Origin of the sequence: Vibrio ezurae NBRC 102218, from assembly GCF_000467185.1 — a bacterium.
Lineage (GTDB): Bacteria > Pseudomonadota > Gammaproteobacteria > Enterobacterales > Vibrionaceae > Vibrio > Vibrio ezurae.
This window is the reverse complement of the sequence record NZ_BATM01000002.1, coordinates 44824-61078: the sequence shown is the minus strand read 5'-3', so window position 1 is coordinate 61078 and position 16255 is coordinate 44824. Positions and strand designations below refer to the sequence as shown.

The window sequence follows — 16255 nt, the reverse complement described above, 5'->3', positions numbered from 1 at the left end:
TATGCTTGCCATTATTGATGCCGCTCTATCTCGTAGCCGAACGGTGCTCACCTTGCTGGTGATGCTGATCATTGCCGGCGTATACACCTATATCACTATCCCTAAAGAATCCAGCCCCGATATCACCATTCCTATTATTTATGTGTCCGTTGGTCATCAAGGCATTTCTCCCCTTGATGCCGAGCGGATGCTAGTGCGCCCGATAGAGCAAGAACTGCGCTCGATTGAAGGTGTGAAAAAGATGACTTCGGTGGCGTCTGAAGGGCATGGCTCGGTCACGTTAGAGTTTGTGGCGGGAAGTGACTTAGACAAAGCCATGACCGATGTGCGTGAAGCAGTGGATTTGGTGAAATCAAAACTGCCGGATGACAGTGATGATCCAACCGTAAATGAAGTCACTTTAGCCAGCGAGCAGCCAATTTTATCGGTAGCACTGTACGGCACAGTCCCTGAGCGAACCATAGTGCAAATTGGCCGCCAAATTCAAGATAAGCTAGAGAGCTTCAAGCAAATACTGGAAGTGGATATTGCTGGCGATAGAGAAGACATTGTGGAAGTGATTGTCGATCCTTTGCTGATGGAAAGTTACGGATTAGATCAAGGGGATATTTATAATCTGATTGCCGCCAGTAACCGAGTTGTCGCAGCTGGCTTTGTCGATACAGGCTATGGACGCTTTTCCGTAAAAGTGCCTTCGGTATTCTCTTCTCTAAAAGACGTACTCGAACTGCCGGTTAAGGTCGATGGTAAGCAAGTGGTTACTTTTGGCGATGTAGCCTCGGTGCGCCGCTCTTTTCGTGACCCAGAAAGCTTTGCTCGCTTAGAAGGGGAAAGCGCGGTTGTTTTAGACGTTAAAAAGCGGGCGGGCGAGAACATTATCCAGTCGGTTGATATTGTCAAAGCAGTATTAGCCGAAGCGCAGAAAATGCCAGATTGGCCAAGTAATCTGTTGGTCAAATACACCTATGATGGTTCTAAAGATGTCGATCAGATGTTGACGGATCTGCAAAATAACGTGCTATCAGCCATTATTTTAGTGGTGATCGTCATTATCGCTATTTTAGGCGTGCGCACCGCATTGTTGGTGGGGATATCTATTCCCGGCTCTTTTCTGACAGGCTTGCTGGTGCTGTCGGTGTTTGGTTTAACCGTCAATATCGTGGTGCTGTTTTCTTTGATCATGGCCGTTGGCATGTTGGTTGATGGCGCCATTGTGGTGACGGAATTTGCTGACCGAAAAATGCAAGAAGGTGCGCCTCGCAAAGAAGCGTATCGTGACGCCGCCAAACGCATGGCATGGCCGATCACTGCCTCGACAGCGACCACTTTAGCCGCTTTTGCCCCCCTGTTATTTTGGCCGGATACCACAGGTGAGTTTATGAAATACTTGCCGTTAACCTTGATTGCCACCTTGAGTGCATCTTTGGTGATGGCGTTAGTATTTGTACCTGTGTTGGGCAGTTTAATCGGCAAACCGCAATACATGAATGCGCACACTCAAACGCGCATGCAGCAGCTGCATGACGGAGATTTCTCTAAAGCAACCGGCATGACTAAGCTGTATTTTAATACGCTCTCATTAGCTATTAAGCATCCTATTAAAGTATTATTGAGCGCAATTTTGCTCGCCGGTGCGGTGGGCGTAGCCTATGACAAAGCCGGTTTAGGTGCTGAGTTTTTCCCTGAAGTCGACCCGCCGTATTTTAATATTAAAGTCCGCTCGCATGGCGATCTGTCGATCGTGGAAAAAGATCACATCATGCGCGATATCGAAAAAGAGATTATCGGTCATCCTGAGCTAGAAAGTGTTTATACCCGCACTGGAGGTCAAGATGAGATTGGTACTATTCAGATTACCCCTGTGGATTGGCAAGATCGCCGCTCGGTAAAAGAGATCATTGAGCAATTCAGGCAAAAAACCGATCAATTTGCTGGGGTTGAAATTGAGTATAAATTCCCAGATGCAGGGCCTCCGGTGGAAAACGATCTGGTTGTCGAAGTGACCTCTCGCGATCCTAGCGCATTGGATGCAGCGGCTAAACAAATTCGCTTATGGGCAGATGCTAATGAAGCGCTGACCAATGTTAGTGATAATTCCAGTAAAGAAGGCATCGACTGGACGATCGATGTCAATCGCGCCAATGCCGCGCGTTTTGGCGCAGATGCGTCATTGGTCGGAAATACGGTACAGTTTGTAACTAATGGATTGAAAATAGGCGATTATTTGCCTGATGACACCGATGATGAAGTCGATATTTTGGTGCGCTACCCAGAAGACAAAAGAGACATTGGACGCTTTGATGAATTAAGAGTGAAAACGGCGCTAGGGCTTATCCCGATCACCAACTTTGCTCAAGTAAAACCTGAGCCTAAACAAGACACCATTAATCGCTTAGACGGCAAGCGCATTGTGAATGTGGTCGCTGATATGGGGGAAGGCTATAACCTAGCGATTGAGTTGCCCAAGATTAAGCAAGCGCTACAAGCCTTAAATCTGCCTGCCAATGTCGAAATTAGCATTAAAGGGCAAAACGAAGAGCAGCAAAATTCCTCCAATTTTTTGCAGTCGGCCTTTTTAGCCGCACTGGCGGTAATGGCGCTGATTTTAATTACCCAATTTAATAGTTTTTATCAGGCGTTTTTAATTTTAAGTGCAGTGCTGTTTTCAACGGTAGGGGTGTTTGCTGGACTGCTGATCTTCCAGCGTCCATTTGGCATTGTTATGTCAGGCATAGGGGTTATAGCGCTGGCTGGGATTGTGGTGAACAACAATATTGTATTGATTGATACCTTTAACCAGTTGCGCAGACGCGGTTTATCTAAAGAAGAAGCCATTTTGCGTACGGGTGTACAGCGTTTACGCCCCGTTATGTTAACCACTGTGACTACTATCTTGGGCTTAATGCCAATGGTGCTGCAAACTAACGTTGATCTGATTAACCAAAAAATAGAAGTCGGTGCTCCAAGCACACAGTGGTGGACCCAGCTTGCCACAGCGATTGCTGGAGGCCTGGCATTTGCTACAGTATTAACCTTAGTATTGACGCCATGCTTATTGATGTTTGGTAGAAAGGTTGTCGCAGAAAAGAGTAAGCATACCTAACATGCTGGACTGGTGATTTGCGTAGCTACTTAGCGTGATTATTTATATTTAGCATAGCTGCTTCTTAGCTATTCAGGGCCTTTTCAAGAGCCCTGAATGTGCTTAAGTCGAATTACTCAGTGAGTAAGATGCGGTAGCGTTCCAGCTCAGCGAGTCGTTTTTCAACCAATGGCATAAACGTTTTCTTCCTTTCACCCGTTAATGACTTCGCTTCTGGCAATTTTACGGTGCGCGGGTTCTTGTGTACGTGATTGACCAAAAACTCATAATGCAAGTGTGGTCCAGTCACTCGGCCTGTGCCCCCTAGTGTACCAATCGTTTGTCCTTGCTTGACTCTTTGTCCGCTTTTTACACGACGTTTTTGTAAGTGGAGGTACTTAGTAATATAAATATTACTGTGCTTAATAAAGATGTAGTTACCATTAAACTGGTTGTACCCTGACTTGAGTACAACGCCGTCTCCGGCAGCGTAAATAGGTGTGCCTACGGGAGCGGCGTAGTCCGTACCACGGTGTGCGGTTATCTTCCCTGTAACTGGATGGCGTCGATTCGGGTTAAAGTTAGACGTCACACGACGAAAATCCACAGGTGAGCGCAGAAAGGCTTTTTTCATCGCGCGCCCTTTATCGTCATAGTAGTTACCACTTTCAGGGTCGAGAATAGCTCTAAATGTTTGACCTTGGTTGGTAAATTGAGCCGCTAAAATCTTGCCATGACCGACAAACTCACCTTCAACTATTTTTTCCTCAAACAGTACTTTAAAGTGATCGTTTGGACGAATGTCCAATGCAAAATCAATATCCCAGCCAAAAATGCCTGCAATACTCATTATTTGGTTAGGAGAGAGCTTTGCACTGATTGCCGCATTCCAAAAACTAGAGGTAATGTTCGCTTGTGCGTAGTTGAGCTGAATATTGACCTCTTTCTTATCGATAACGACTTTGAATTTATCGCCACTTTTGACTGCTTTAAAGGTCTCATAGGGGGTGATTTTTCGTTGTAATTGCAGCAAGTTGCCTTGCTCATCATAACCGAACACCAATTCGTCATTCGGGCGAAGGCGAGACAGTTGTTTATCGATTTCTTGATCACTACTGACCATGGTATGCAATAGGCGAGGGGAGAGCCCTAGTCGACTAAAGAGTACGGAGGCGCTTTCTCCTGAGCGGACTTTATGCGTTTCCCAGCGCATGATGACCATAGGCTTTTTATCGTCCATTGGCGAAAGGGCCTTTGCATTTATTTCTAATGGATAATGGCGACCTACTTGATAATTATTCTCTTTTTTTTGCAACTTACTTGGATGGGGTAATAAAAATAACGCCACTACAATGAGTGCACTAAAACCGCAGATTAACGCTTGATGTAAGAAGGGTAGACGATGAAAAATGGTCAGCATATCCCGATTCATTAAATAATCAGTGAAAAAATGGTCTTTGGTTAGTCTAACTGCTTTCAAAACTAATGGCTATTCAAGTACACTGTCGAGATATATTATTTCCTGATTTTGTGGGAGCAAACCAATATGGCAAATTTTGAAGCTGCTTTAGCTGAGATCAAGCGCGGCGCAGAAGAGCTAATTCCAGAAGCCGAGCTCATCGAGAAGCTTAAAGAAGGCCGTCCTTTACGTATTAAACTGGGCGCGGATCCAACAGCACCAGATATCCATCTTGGGCATACTGTTATTCTGAACAAACTGCGTACATTCCAAGATCTTGGGCATGATGTGACGTTTTTAATCGGTGATTTTACCGGTATGGTTGGTGATCCAACGGGTAAAAATACAACGCGTCCGCCGTTGACTCGTGAAGACGTACTGCGTAACGCTGAAACGTATAAAGAACAAGTGTTCAAAATTTTGGATCCAGCAAAAACCAAAATTGCATTTAACTCTGAGTGGTTAGGTGAATTGGGCGCGGAAGGTATGTTGCGTCTAGCGGCAAACCAAACGGTTGCTCGTATGCTAGAGCGTGATGACTTTAAAAAGCGTTATGCGGGTGGACAACCTATTGCCATTCACGAATTCATGTACCCACTACTGCAAGGTTATGACTCTGTTGCTATGGAAACAGATGTTGAGCTTGGTGGTACGGATCAGAAGTTCAACCTTTTGATGGGACGTGAACTGCAAAAAGCACACGGTCAAAAACCACAAGCTGTTTTGACTATGCCTCTTCTTGTTGGCCTTGATGGCGAGAAGAAAATGTCTAAGTCTGCACACAACTACATTGGTGTGAGCGATGCTCCAAGCGATATGTTCGGTAAGATCATGTCAATCTCTGATGTGCTTATGTGGAGTTACTACGAATTACTTTCTTTCCGTCCTTTGGCTGAAATCGAGCAATTTAAAGCGGATATTGAAAACGGCAAAAACCCACGTGATGTGAAGATCCTTCTTGCGAAGGAAATTATCGCCCGCTTCCACTCACAAGCGGATGCTGATGCAGCAGAGCAAGAATTCATCAACCGTTTCCAAAAGGGCCAAATCCCAGACGAAATGCCTGAGTTTGAATTTGAAGTCGGTCGCCCAGTGAGTAACCTACTTAAAGAAGCAGGTCTATGTTCTTCATCTTCTGAAGCAATGCGCATGGTTAAGCAAGGCGCAGTTAAAATGGACGGTGAAAAGGTGGCTGATAGCAAGTTAGTCCCTCAAGTGGGTACTTATGTATTCCAAGTGGGTAAGCGTAAATTTGCTCGACTTACTTTCAAGTAAATTAAGTTGTAAGTGATAGTTAATAGGCGCCTTTTTAGGCGCCTATTTTATTTCAGCAACTTGTGAAGCTAGCATGAGTTTTGTATATTATCCGCCACTGGAACCCCAGTATTTATTGGAGAACTTTATGAACACTACCGACCATCCTCCTAGTAGTCAGGGAGAGAAGTAAACCGCTGTCGGTACGTACCTTGTTCGTTTCTGCCTCAGTGGTAGAGATCCTTTGTTTAAGCACTTTCTGATTCTCCTATACTTTTTCTCCTCACACTCTAGCTAAAAATTACGCAGACATAGTCTGGCTGTTTTGCCGTGGTCTATGCGCGCTATTTTGATGGTCGTTACCCCATTTGTATCTATTTTAGGTAGTGTATTTTGCTTACAAAATGCGTGCATAAATAGATGTCGACACAGCTAATCGGGAGATTCGCCATGACGGTAATGAATACAGCTTCACTTCACGATAAAACAACGTTTTCGAGTGAGGAGATATATGCTGCAACCAATGCATTTTTAAAATACGAAGAAAAACAACAAATCAAGTTGCTGCAAGTGATGCCCATCGAAGAGGCGGTTGCAGTACTTAATCAATGTTCCGTGGCTTTTGTTCAGCGCATTATCGCTGAGTTAGAAGTGATCGGTGAGGACGTAAGAGCTCGCCATTTTGCTCATCAACTGGGTTTTATTCGCTCAGAAGCAGAACCTCATAAGGGGTATTTATCCACTGGTGTGCTTGCGCATGTGCAGCAACGCATCGGTTGGATTGTGGGGTTAGCTTTAATGGGGATCGTGTCTGGCCTTATTATTGCCAGCTATGAAGATACTCTCAGCCAATTGGTCCTGTTAGCGATTTATATGCCAGTGATTGCCGCCGCTGGTGGAAATACCGGAACTCAAGCGGCCACTTTGGTGATAAGAGCACTTGCTACGGGTGAGCTTAAAAAACGCCAATGGCTATCAGTGCTCTGGAAAGAAAGTCGCGTGGCTGTATGTATTGCCTTTGTGATTGCTCTGGTGATTGTTGGGCGTATTTTATTGTTCAGCGACGGCATTTCAACAGGGGGATATGATTTGAATATCATTGCACTTGCGATAGCAGTGGCCTTATTTATTCAAATATTATTCTCAACGGTGTTAGGTGGGGTATTACCCATTTTAGCCAGAGCATTTAAGCTTGATCCTGCGGTGCTAGTGAGCCCAGTATTAGCTTCAATCGTCGATATTACGGGGATGTGGGTCTATTTTAGTGCGGTAAATTACTTTCTAGGTATCGGTTAAAGATATCGTTGCTATGGAAAACAGGGCTAAGTTTTTAGCCCTGTTTTTTAGCATTATTATGTTATGCCGAGCTATTCTATCAGTGACTGATAGAAGGCTTTTTCAAAACGAGTAATGGCTGGCTCTGTGCCTTTTTCCGCAGGCGCTGGATGGTAGTTACTGACATATTGCACAAAGGTATGGCTGATTTTGCCTTGGTCATTATAGCTATAACCAACCATATTATGACTGCCAAACAAAGAGCCACTTTTTCCTTTTATATGTCCCTTAATGTGTACATCTTGCATGCTTGGGCGATATTTTAATGTGCCATCTAAACCTGATGTTGGCATGAGCTCGATAAGGTGCAATTGCTGATTGTGCGCTTTGATAAACTGCATAATCTGCATCATTATCTTTGGTGATACTCGATTGTTTCGTGATAAGCCAGAGCCATCCTCTAGTACCGAGTTCCCAAGATCAATCTTTGCTTCTTCTTTTAAAATTTCACGAATGGCCGATGTACCACTGTTAAAACTGCCATGTTCGCCATAAAAATCGGCACCTAATTGTTTGGTGATGTTATCAGCGTAGAGGTTATTGGACTTATGTAGCATAAATTGCAGCATGTCATCGAGAGGCTTAGATTTATGCTCTGCAACTAATACCGCGTTGTCGTCCATGTTCTGTAGCTTAATCTTGCCTTTCAGTTTAGTGCCTTGTTGCTCAAAAATCGCCAAGATGGTTTTTTTAAGGTAAAGGCTAGGGGATTGCACGGCAAATTTAAGTGGAAGAGGCTTGTTGCGGTGAACTAAACAACCACTTAACACATAACTGTTATTTGGCGCTGTTGAGAGGTTTAAATCACAGTAGCTGTGTTGCTTCTCCTCCTTGGTGACGGCAGTGACGGTGCTTTTTACTGTAATAGGTTGATATTGAGGAACAAAAACAGAAGTACCTCCATTAGCCAATGTTTTCAAGGAAGCTTGCACACAGTTACCTTCTAGGCTTAATGCGGAAGCCGGAGCTGCGTAGCAGACGCCAAGTACATCCCAGGGCCAGCCAACACCACGATCATAGCCATCAAAAACGGATCCATCGAGGTATAAGTTACCAGTGATGGTTTGTTGTTTTAGGTGGCTAAGTAGAGATTCAAGATCTCGACGAGTTAAACTCGGATCGCCAGCAAAACGAAGACTGTAATCTTGGCCCTGTTTGTACAACCCAGTAGAAAATTGATAGCCGTCTTTCCAGTGCAGTTTTGCTGCAAGTGCCGTGACTAATTTTAGCGTACTGGCCGGTGGTAGAAGTTGGTCGGCATTGTGCGAGGATTCTACCGCACCATTTTGCATCACGATGACGCTTGAAAGGTGTCCGGTAGGCAGAACCTCATAAGGCGTAGAGATTGAAGCGGATGCTACGAAGGTGACTCCACAGAGTAATAATAGGGTAAGCGCGCGCATAGAATTCTTAGTAAAGGCATTAGGCTGTAAAAACAGTATAAACAAAAACACCCGCCAAAAGGCAGGTGTTTTGTATAATTCTACTTATCTAAGTAAGTATTTATTTTCTATGGCAAGGCACTGTTATTACGCAAAGGTATTTTCAGTGACATTGTTCACGTTAAGCAATATAGACCTCTGTTGGGTCATTGAAGCATTGGGGGACGATTACAAGTAGTAACGAACACCGATGTTCCACATATCGTTTTCTTTGTATCCGTCGATGTCAGAACCAAGGTCAACTTGGTAACCCGCAAAGCCAACAAAAGTAGGAGTGAAGTTGTATTCAGCTTGGAAAGCCATTTGGCTGTATACCGTACCATCAACAACTTTCTTATCGTTACTTTCTACTGCTTCGTAGTTGATCGATAGGTTCAAGCTGTTTGCAAATGCATAAGCTGCAATAAATTCAATGCCGTTAGAGTCATCGAGAACATCGCCGGTATTTGCGCCAGTATTGTAGTTTGCTGTGCCGTGCATGTATTCGTTCATCGTGTAAACACCAGCAACGTACAGACCTTTACCGTATGAACCGTATTTCGCTGAAAGCGCGTGTGAAATCGCTTCTTCTTTGCGTACTAAGCTATCGCTACGATCGCCTGCACTGTAAGCATAGCCCAGCATGAAGTCTTGGAAGTTAACACCTACGGTCACTTGACCACGAGAATCAAAACCAGAAGTTGCGTTATCCTGCCAACCTAGACCACCGAAGAGAGAAAGGTTGTCACCCAGCTCAATGTCGTTACGGTAAGAAATCATATTTTCTGCACGGCCAGTACCTAGTGCACCGTGGTTGTCATATAGGAAGTCGTTTGCGAATGCGATAGGCATATCTGCAATACCAGCGACATCGTAGTAAGGAGACCATTGTGTACCTGCTACAGCGCGACCGAAGTCATCGTGAGACACACCAATGTAACCCAAACGAGTGGTGAATGAGTTACCGCCACCATCTAGGTAGTTAAGTGCCCATTCGCCTTTAGCATCAGCAGTAAAGCCATGACCTAGGTCTTGAGTTGCGTTGAAGTTGATGCGTGGCGAGTTTGCAATGATGTCAGTAGAACCGCTTTGGTAAGCATTTGTATCTGAATTGTATACATCCCCTGTGTTGCCAAGAGCACTGACCGATACGTGACCGCCGATAGAGAAAGTAGAACCGTCTTGGTTGTATAATTCAACAGCTGTTGCTTGAGTTCCGAATGCGGCACCTGCAACGGCTAGAGCAATAATTTTTTTGTTCATTTCTAAGTCCTAGAATGTATTTATCCGATAAAAAGGTTTAATAAACCTCAACTCCCTAAAACAAATCGCCGATAAAGAACTGTGCTAAGTTATTGTAATTCACAGTATTTCTCGTTAATTAAGATTTGTTATCGAGTTAGAATTCTGACGTAGATGAAGAATTGGGTGATAGTAAAATGATATAAATTGCTGGAACTTTTTGTGAGTTGATGTTGTCTGACTGATGCTTGATCTAATGAAATCAGTAGCTTATGTGCAATATGAGACCAGTCCCTTATTGGGTGTTTTTATTTTAATTTATATTTATCTGTTTGAATCCCCACGGTTTTTACGTTTATTGCTGTGATATGCATCACGTTTCCCTTGTTTATTGCTAAATCGAATAAAGGTGAAAAAAAACCGATCTTTCTGTACAATTAGCTCATCATTATTCGTTTTTTGCTTGTTGAGCTTATGCTCGATAGGTTTTTGCTGTCCAAAAATTAGTGGACAAAGAGGTTTGATATGGAAAAAGTGCCAATGACTGTTCGTGGCGAACAGCAACTAAAAACAGAACTAGAAAGACTATTGAAATTGCGTCCGCAAATTTCAGTAGCGATTGCTGAAGCTCGTGAGTTGGGTGACCTTAAAGAAAATGCTGAATATCATGCCGCTCGTGAAGAGCAAGGCATCTGTGAAGCACAGATTCGTGATATCGAATATAAATTGTCTGTAGCACAAGTGATTGATGTGACTAAAATGGACAACACAGGCAAAGTAATTTTCGGTACTACAGTGACGATGATCGACGTTGATACTGAAGAGGAGTTTAAGTACCAAATTGTCGGTGAAGATGAAGCTGATATTAAATTAGGTCGTATCTCAGTGAGTTCACCTATTGCTCGTGGCTTGATTGGCAAGTTGGAAGGTGATGAAGTAACGATCACGACTCCAGGCGGCGTAAAAGATTACGAAATTGACCAAGTAGAATACATTTAATCGATATTGGTTAGTGATAGCAAAAAGGCTGCGTAAGCAGCCTTTTTTAGTACGATGAATCGAAATACGCTTACTTGCGAGGGATTTCGATTTTACGTTGTTCTGATTGGCGGTACATTACTAGGGTTTTACCAATAGTTTGTACTTTCTCTGCGCCGGTTTCACGAATGATAGCGTCAATAATAAGGTTTTTAGTGTCACGGTCTTCCGATGCAACTTTAACCTTGATCAACTCATGATGATCCAGTGCAATTTCAATCTCCGCTAGAACAGCCTCAGTAAGTCCATTTGCGCCCATCAACACAACCGGTTTTAGATCGTGTGCTAAGCCTTTAAGATGCTGCTTTTGTTTGGTGCTTAAGTTCATATCGCGGCCAATTTCTTTTATGTAAGGGTTGAAAAATCCTATTTTAACGTCATATAGGTCTCAAGACTATACTTTATCCATTAAACGGGAATATTAGGCATATTGCCTACTCCTATCACTTTGGAAGTTGAATGAGTAAACAAAAGCATTCGGCCAGTTCGGGTCGATGGTTGAAAGAGCATTTTGATGATAAATACGCTAACGAAGCGAGAAAAAAAGGCTATCGTTCACGTGCCTATTTCAAAATGGAAGAAATCCACACAAAAGATAGGCTGTTCAATGCAGGCATGACGGTTGTGGATTTGGGCGCCGCTCCTGGAGGATGGTCTCAATACGCTGCAAAAATAGTTGGTGACAATGGGCAAATAATTGCTTGTGACTTGTTGCCAATGGACCCTATTGCTGGTGTAAGCTTCTTACAGGGCGATTTTAGGGAGGACAGTGTACTTGAAGCATTGCTAGAGCGTATCCAGCCAAACATGGTGGATGTAGTAATGTCGGACATGGCCCCTAATATCGCAGGCAATAATTCTGTAGACCAACCAAGAGCGATGTATTTAGTCGAATTAGCACTTGATATGTGTCGACAAGTTCTAGCTACAAATGGTAGTTTTGTTGTTAAAGTGTTTCAGGGCGAAGGTTTTGATCAGTACGTAAAAGATGTACGTAACATGTTTAAAACCGTTAAAGTTCGAAAACCTGACTCTTCTCGAGCACGCTCTCGTGAAGTGTTTATTGTAGCAACCGGTTACAAAGGCTAGTTAAGCTTTGAGCTTAAGAAAGAGTTACATTCTGGCTACAGCTCCCAAACTGTAGTAATCTACTTTTAATTACAATTAGTTATCGAGAGGCTTACACCTTGAGTGACATGGCAAAAAATCTAATTCTGTGGCTAGTGATAGCTGTAGTGCTAATGTCGGTTTTCCAGAGCTTTGGCCCAGGAGACAGTGACGGAAAATCAGTGGATTACACCACTTTTGTACAGGAAGTTGGCCAAGGCCAGATTCGTGAAGCAAAAATTAACGATAAAGAAATCGTTTTCTACCGCAGTGATAATTCACGTAACGTGACTTATATGCCTGTATATGACAGCAAGCTTCTTGATGATTTGATCAATAAGAACGTGAAAGTGTCGGGTACACCACCAGAAGAGCAAAGCCTTCTAGGAACTATCTTTATTTCATGGTTCCCAATGATTCTGCTAATTGGTGTGTGGATCTTCTTCATGCGTCAAATGCAAGGCGGTGGCGGTAAAGGCGCAATGTCTTTCGGTAAATCAAAAGCTCGTATGATGAGTGAAGAGCAAATCAAAACGCTGTTCTCTGATGTTGCGGGTTGTGATGAAGCTAAAGAAGACGTTAAAGAGCTGGTTGATTATCTGCGTGACCCAAGCCGATTCCAAAAGTTGGGTGGTAAGATCCCAACAGGCGTATTGTTGGTCGGTCCTCCGGGTACAGGTAAAACATTGCTTGCTAAGGCAATTGCCGGTGAAGCAAAAGTACCATTCTTTACTATTTCAGGTTCTGACTTTGTTGAAATGTTCGTTGGTGTGGGTGCATCTCGTGTACGTGACATGTTCGAACAAGCGAAGAAAGCCGCTCCTTGTATCATCTTTATCGATGAAATCGATGCTGTAGGTCGCCAACGTGGCGCAGGTGTGGGTGGTGGTCATGATGAGCGTGAGCAAACCTTGAACCAAATGTTAGTAGAGATGGATGGTTTTGAGGGTAACGAAGGTATTATCGTCGTTGCTGCAACTAACCGTCCAGATGTACTTGACCCTGCATTGCTACGTCCAGGTCGTTTTGACCGTCAGGTTGTAGTAGGACTTCCAGATGTACGTGGTCGTGAACAGATTCTTAAAGTTCATATGCGTAAAGTACCGCTAGCCAGTGACGTTGAACCTTCACTTATCGCTCGTGGTACACCAGGTTTCTCTGGTGCAGACCTAGCGAACCTTGTGAACGAAGCAGCATTGTTTGCGGCGCGCGGTAACAAGCGCAACGTTTCAATGGTTGAGTTTGAACAAGCGAAAGACAAAATCATGATGGGTGCAGAGCGCCGCTCTATGGTAATGACCGATGACATCAAAGAGTCAACGGCATACCACGAAGCAGGCCACGCAATCATTGGTCGCTTGGTTCCTGAGCACGATCCTGTGTATAAGGTATCGATTATTCCACGTGGCCGTGCGCTAGGTGTGACTATGTACTTGCCTGAACAAGATCGCGTGAGCATGAACCGTCGTCATCTAGAGTCGATGATTTCAAGCCTATACGGTGGTCGTCTTGCTGAAGAGCTAATCTACGGCAAAGAACGCGTATCAACAGGTGCTTCAAACGATATCGAACGTGCAACGGATATTGCTCGTAAAATGGTTACTCAATGGGGCTTCTCTGAAAAACTGGGTCCTCTTCTTTATGCTGAAGAAGAAGGTGAAGTTTTCTTAGGTCGTAGCGTAACTCAGACTAAACACATGTCTGATGATACCGCTAAGCTTATCGATGATGAGATTCGTCAGATCATTGACCGCAACTACGCTCGTGCTCGCCAAATTCTAGAAGAGAATATGGATATCATGCACTCAATGAAAGATGCATTGATGAAATACGAAACTATTGATGCCGGTCAGATTGATGATCTTATGGATCGTAAGTCAGACATTCGTGAGCCAGCAGGTTGGGGTGAACAACCAACAGCGCCTGTAAAAGAACAGCCAAAGGCCGAAGCGCAAGCTAAGCCAGAACAAGCTGAAGAATCTAAAGCAGAGCCTACGGAAAAAGACTCAGAATAAGCATTAAGCAAATTAAACCCCGAGACTTCTCGGGGTTTTTCTGTTTTAACCCCTTCATAAAATCGTTTAAAATTTCAAACTTGTTAGTGCCATGATTCTTAGTAACGGAAACAAACAACTCAACCTTACCTCACCTCAAGTGATGGGCATCCTCAATGTCACTCCAGATTCCTTTTCTGATGGCGGCAAATACAATCAAATCGAAGATGCACTTACCCAAGCTCGAAAAATGATTGCTGCAGGTGCTAGCATTATCGATATTGGCGGTGAGTCAACTCGCCCGAATGCTCCCGAAGTCTCCCTGACTGAAGAGTTGCAACGTGTTATCCCTGTGATTAAAGCGTTGCGAGCAGAATCAGATGTGTGGATATCTATTGATACCAGCAAGGCCGAGGTGATTAAGCAGGCGGCTCACGCTGGTGCGGATGTGATTAATGATGTAAGAGCATTGCAAGAGCCAGGAGCGTTAGAGGCCGCCGCCGAATCCGGTTTGCCGGTTTGCTTAATGCATATGCAAGGGCAACCTAAAACTATGCAGCTGAATCCTCAATATGATGATTTACTTTCTGATGTGGCTCAGTTTTTAGATGAACGTATTTCGGCATGTGAAAAAGTGGGTATCAGTCGCGACAAGTTGATACTTGATCCTGGGTTTGGCTTTGGTAAGACTTTACAGAATAATTACCATCTATTAGAGCGACTTCACGAGTTCCACCGTTTTAATATGCCAATATTGGCGGGAATGTCTAGAAAGTCTATGGTATTTAAACTGCTAGATAAAACGCCAGCAGAGTGTGTGTCTGGCAGTGTCGCGTGCGCGGTTATTGCCGCACAAAAAGGCGCGCAAATTATTAGAGTTCACGATGTCGCAGAAACGGTAGATGCCGTGCGCGTGGTAAGCTTTATGAATTCATTAAAATAATAACTAGGAATGAACAATGTCTAAAAGACGTTATTTTGGTACTGATGGTATTCGCGGAAAAGTTGGGCAATACCCAATCACTCCTGATTTTGTATTGAAACTGGGCTGGGCTGCTGGCCGCGTGCTAGCAAAACAAGGCACTAAAAAAGTCATTATTGGTAAAGATACGCGCATCTCTGGTTACATGCTTGAATCTGCTCTTGAAGCGGGTTTAGCGGCCGCAGGTCTTAAAGCGACCTTGACTGGCCCAATGCCAACCCCTGCTGTAGCTTATTTAACGCAGACTTTCCGCGCTGAAGCCGGCATCGTAATTTCCGCCTCGCATAACCCATACTATGACAACGGTATTAAGTTCTTCTCATCAGAAGGCACAAAGTTGCCAGATGACATCGAGCTTGCGATTGAAGCTGAGCTGGATAAAAACATCGAGTGTGTGGAGTCTGCATTGCTCGGTAAAGCGGCACGCATGACCGATGCGGCGGGTCGTTATATCGAATTTTGTAAAAGTACTTTCCCAAGCTCAGCAAACTTATCGAGCTTGAAAATTGTGGTTGATTGTGCGCACGGCGCCACTTATCACATTGCTCCAAATGTATTTAAAGAGCTAGGCGCTGAGCTGGTATTGATGGGGTGTGAGCCAAATGGTCTTAACATCAATGAAGAAGTGGGCGCAACAGATGTGCGTGCATTACAAGCTAAAGTTGTCGAAGAGAGTGCCGATCTAGGTTTAGGCTTTGATGGTGACGGTGACCGCATCATTATGGTTGACCACAAAGGCAATAAAGTGGATGGCGATCAAATCGCTTACATCATTGCTCGTGATGCGCTGCGTCGCGGCGAGTTAAAAGGTGGTGTAGTGGGAACGCTAATGACTAACCTTGGTATGGAAAATGGCCTTAAGCAATTAGGCATTCCATTTTCTCGCGCAGCGGTAGGTGACCGTTATGTCATGGAACAGCTGAAAGAAAAAGGCTGGAGCATTGGCGCTGAAAACTCAGGTCACGTTATTCTATTAGACAAAGTGACTACTGGTGATGCGATTGTAGCAGCACTGCAAGTATTGGCTTCTATCGTGGATAGCGGAATGAACTTGTTTGACTTGTCACAAGGCATGACTCTTTACCCGCAAGAGCTTATCAACGTGCGTTTCTCTGGTGAATCAGATCCAATGCAACTTGAAGTGGTCCTAGATTCAGTTGCACAAGCTGAGCAAGAGCTAGGTGACAAAGGTCGAGTATTACTGCGTAAGTCAGGTACTGAGCCATTGATTCGAGTCATGGTGGAAGGTGAAGATGGTGAGCTTGTATTAAACCTTGCTAACCGTATTGCCGATACCGTTCGCGAAAATTGCTAGCATTTTTCCTGCGCTAGCTCTGATCA

The 16255-nt window shown here is 44.1% G+C and carries 12 protein-coding genes; 8 read left to right on the top strand and 4 right to left on the bottom strand.

What is annotated here, in order from left to right:
- Nucleotide 1 precedes the first annotated feature (1 nt).
- The gene (locus VEZ01S_RS01240) at nt 2–3103 is read left to right on the top strand and encodes an efflux RND transporter permease subunit (protein ID WP_021712198.1); all 3102 of its coding nucleotides are present in this window, start codon (nt 2–4) and stop codon (nt 3101–3103) included.
- A 112-nt stretch (nt 3104–3215) separates the two neighbouring features.
- Here VEZ01S_RS01240 and shyC read toward each other — a convergent pair whose 3' ends face one another.
- Complete coding sequence (gene shyC / locus VEZ01S_RS01235) at nt 3216–4502, bottom strand: peptidoglycan DD-endopeptidase ShyC (RefSeq protein WP_021712197.1); 1287 nt, start codon at nt 4500–4502, stop codon at nt 3216–3218.
- 126 nt (nt 4503–4628) lie between these two features.
- Between shyC and tyrS the strand changes: the two genes are divergently transcribed.
- Complete coding sequence (gene tyrS / locus VEZ01S_RS01230) at nt 4629–5816, top strand: tyrosine--tRNA ligase (protein WP_021712196.1); 1188 nt, start codon at nt 4629–4631, stop codon at nt 5814–5816.
- Nucleotides 5817–6245: 429 nt separating this feature from the next.
- Nucleotides 6246–7091, top strand: a complete 846-nt coding sequence (locus tag VEZ01S_RS01225; RefSeq protein WP_021712195.1) for a magnesium transporter — start codon at nt 6246–6248, stop codon at nt 7089–7091.
- Nucleotides 7092–7162: 71 nt separating this feature from the next.
- Here the strand turns inward: VEZ01S_RS01225 and dacB are convergent, their stop codons facing one another.
- Entirely contained in the window at nt 7163–8533 is a 1371-nt protein-coding gene (gene dacB, locus VEZ01S_RS01220; protein ID WP_040889889.1) for a D-alanyl-D-alanine carboxypeptidase/D-alanyl-D-alanine endopeptidase, read from the bottom strand.
- Between the two features lie 207 nt (nt 8534–8740).
- Nucleotides 8741–9814, bottom strand: coding sequence for a porin (locus VEZ01S_RS01215; RefSeq protein ID WP_021712193.1), 1074 nt, complete (start codon nt 9812–9814; stop codon nt 8741–8743).
- Nucleotides 9815–10318: 504 nt separating this feature from the next.
- Here VEZ01S_RS01215 and greA point away from each other — a divergent pair.
- The gene (gene greA, locus VEZ01S_RS01210) at nt 10319–10792 is read left to right on the top strand and encodes a transcription elongation factor GreA (RefSeq protein ID WP_021712192.1); all 474 of its coding nucleotides are present in this window, start codon (nt 10319–10321) and stop codon (nt 10790–10792) included.
- A gap of 70 nt (nt 10793–10862) precedes the next feature.
- Here greA and yhbY read toward each other — a convergent pair whose 3' ends face one another.
- The gene (gene yhbY, locus VEZ01S_RS01205) at nt 10863–11159 is read right to left on the bottom strand and encodes a ribosome assembly RNA-binding protein YhbY (RefSeq protein WP_021712191.1); all 297 of its coding nucleotides are present in this window, start codon (nt 11157–11159) and stop codon (nt 10863–10865) included.
- Nucleotides 11160–11290: 131 nt separating this feature from the next.
- Between yhbY and rlmE the strand changes: the two genes are divergently transcribed.
- The 4 genes from rlmE (at nt 11291) to glmM (ending at nt 16229) form a co-directional block, all read left to right on the top strand.
- Entirely contained in the window at nt 11291–11920 is a 630-nt protein-coding gene (gene rlmE, locus VEZ01S_RS01200) for a 23S rRNA (uridine(2552)-2'-O)-methyltransferase RlmE (protein ID WP_021712190.1), read from the top strand.
- Between the two features lie 107 nt (nt 11921–12027).
- Nucleotides 12028–13953, top strand: coding sequence for an ATP-dependent zinc metalloprotease FtsH (gene ftsH, locus VEZ01S_RS01195; RefSeq protein WP_040889888.1), 1926 nt, complete (start codon nt 12028–12030; stop codon nt 13951–13953).
- Between the two features lie 91 nt (nt 13954–14044).
- Entirely contained in the window at nt 14045–14875 is an 831-nt protein-coding gene (folP, locus tag VEZ01S_RS01190) for a dihydropteroate synthase (protein WP_021712188.1), read from the top strand.
- Between the two features lie 16 nt (nt 14876–14891).
- The gene (gene glmM / locus VEZ01S_RS01185; protein WP_021712187.1) at nt 14892–16229 is read left to right on the top strand and encodes a phosphoglucosamine mutase; all 1338 of its coding nucleotides are present in this window, start codon (nt 14892–14894) and stop codon (nt 16227–16229) included.
- Nucleotides 16230–16255 lie beyond the last annotated feature (26 nt).

Excerpts from the sequence above, each read along its gene's own strand:
- VEZ01S_RS01240 (WP_021712198.1), top strand. The coding sequence starts at position 2 with ATGCTTGCCATTATTGATGCCGCTCTATCTCGTAGCCGAACGGTGCTC.
- shyC (WP_021712197.1), bottom strand. The coding sequence starts at position 4,502 with ATGCTGACCATTTTTCATCGTCTACCCTTCTTACATCAAGCGTTAATC.
- tyrS (WP_021712196.1), top strand. The coding sequence starts at position 4,629 with ATGGCAAATTTTGAAGCTGCTTTAGCTGAGATCAAGCGCGGCGCAGAA.
- VEZ01S_RS01225 (WP_021712195.1), top strand. The coding sequence starts at position 6,246 with ATGACGGTAATGAATACAGCTTCACTTCACGATAAAACAACGTTTTCG.
- dacB (WP_040889889.1), bottom strand. The coding sequence starts at position 8,533 with ATGCGCGCGCTTACCCTATTATTACTCTGTGGAGTCACCTTCGTAGCA.
- VEZ01S_RS01215 (WP_021712193.1), bottom strand. The coding sequence starts at position 9,814 with ATGAACAAAAAAATTATTGCTCTAGCCGTTGCAGGTGCCGCATTCGGA.
- greA (WP_021712192.1), top strand. The coding sequence starts at position 10,319 with ATGGAAAAAGTGCCAATGACTGTTCGTGGCGAACAGCAACTAAAAACA.
- yhbY (WP_021712191.1), bottom strand. The coding sequence starts at position 11,159 with ATGAACTTAAGCACCAAACAAAAGCAGCATCTTAAAGGCTTAGCACAC.
- rlmE (WP_021712190.1), top strand. The coding sequence starts at position 11,291 with ATGAGTAAACAAAAGCATTCGGCCAGTTCGGGTCGATGGTTGAAAGAG.
- ftsH (WP_040889888.1), top strand. The coding sequence starts at position 12,028 with ATGGCAAAAAATCTAATTCTGTGGCTAGTGATAGCTGTAGTGCTAATG.
- folP (WP_021712188.1), top strand. The coding sequence starts at position 14,045 with ATGATTCTTAGTAACGGAAACAAACAACTCAACCTTACCTCACCTCAA.
- glmM (WP_021712187.1), top strand. The coding sequence starts at position 14,892 with ATGTCTAAAAGACGTTATTTTGGTACTGATGGTATTCGCGGAAAAGTT.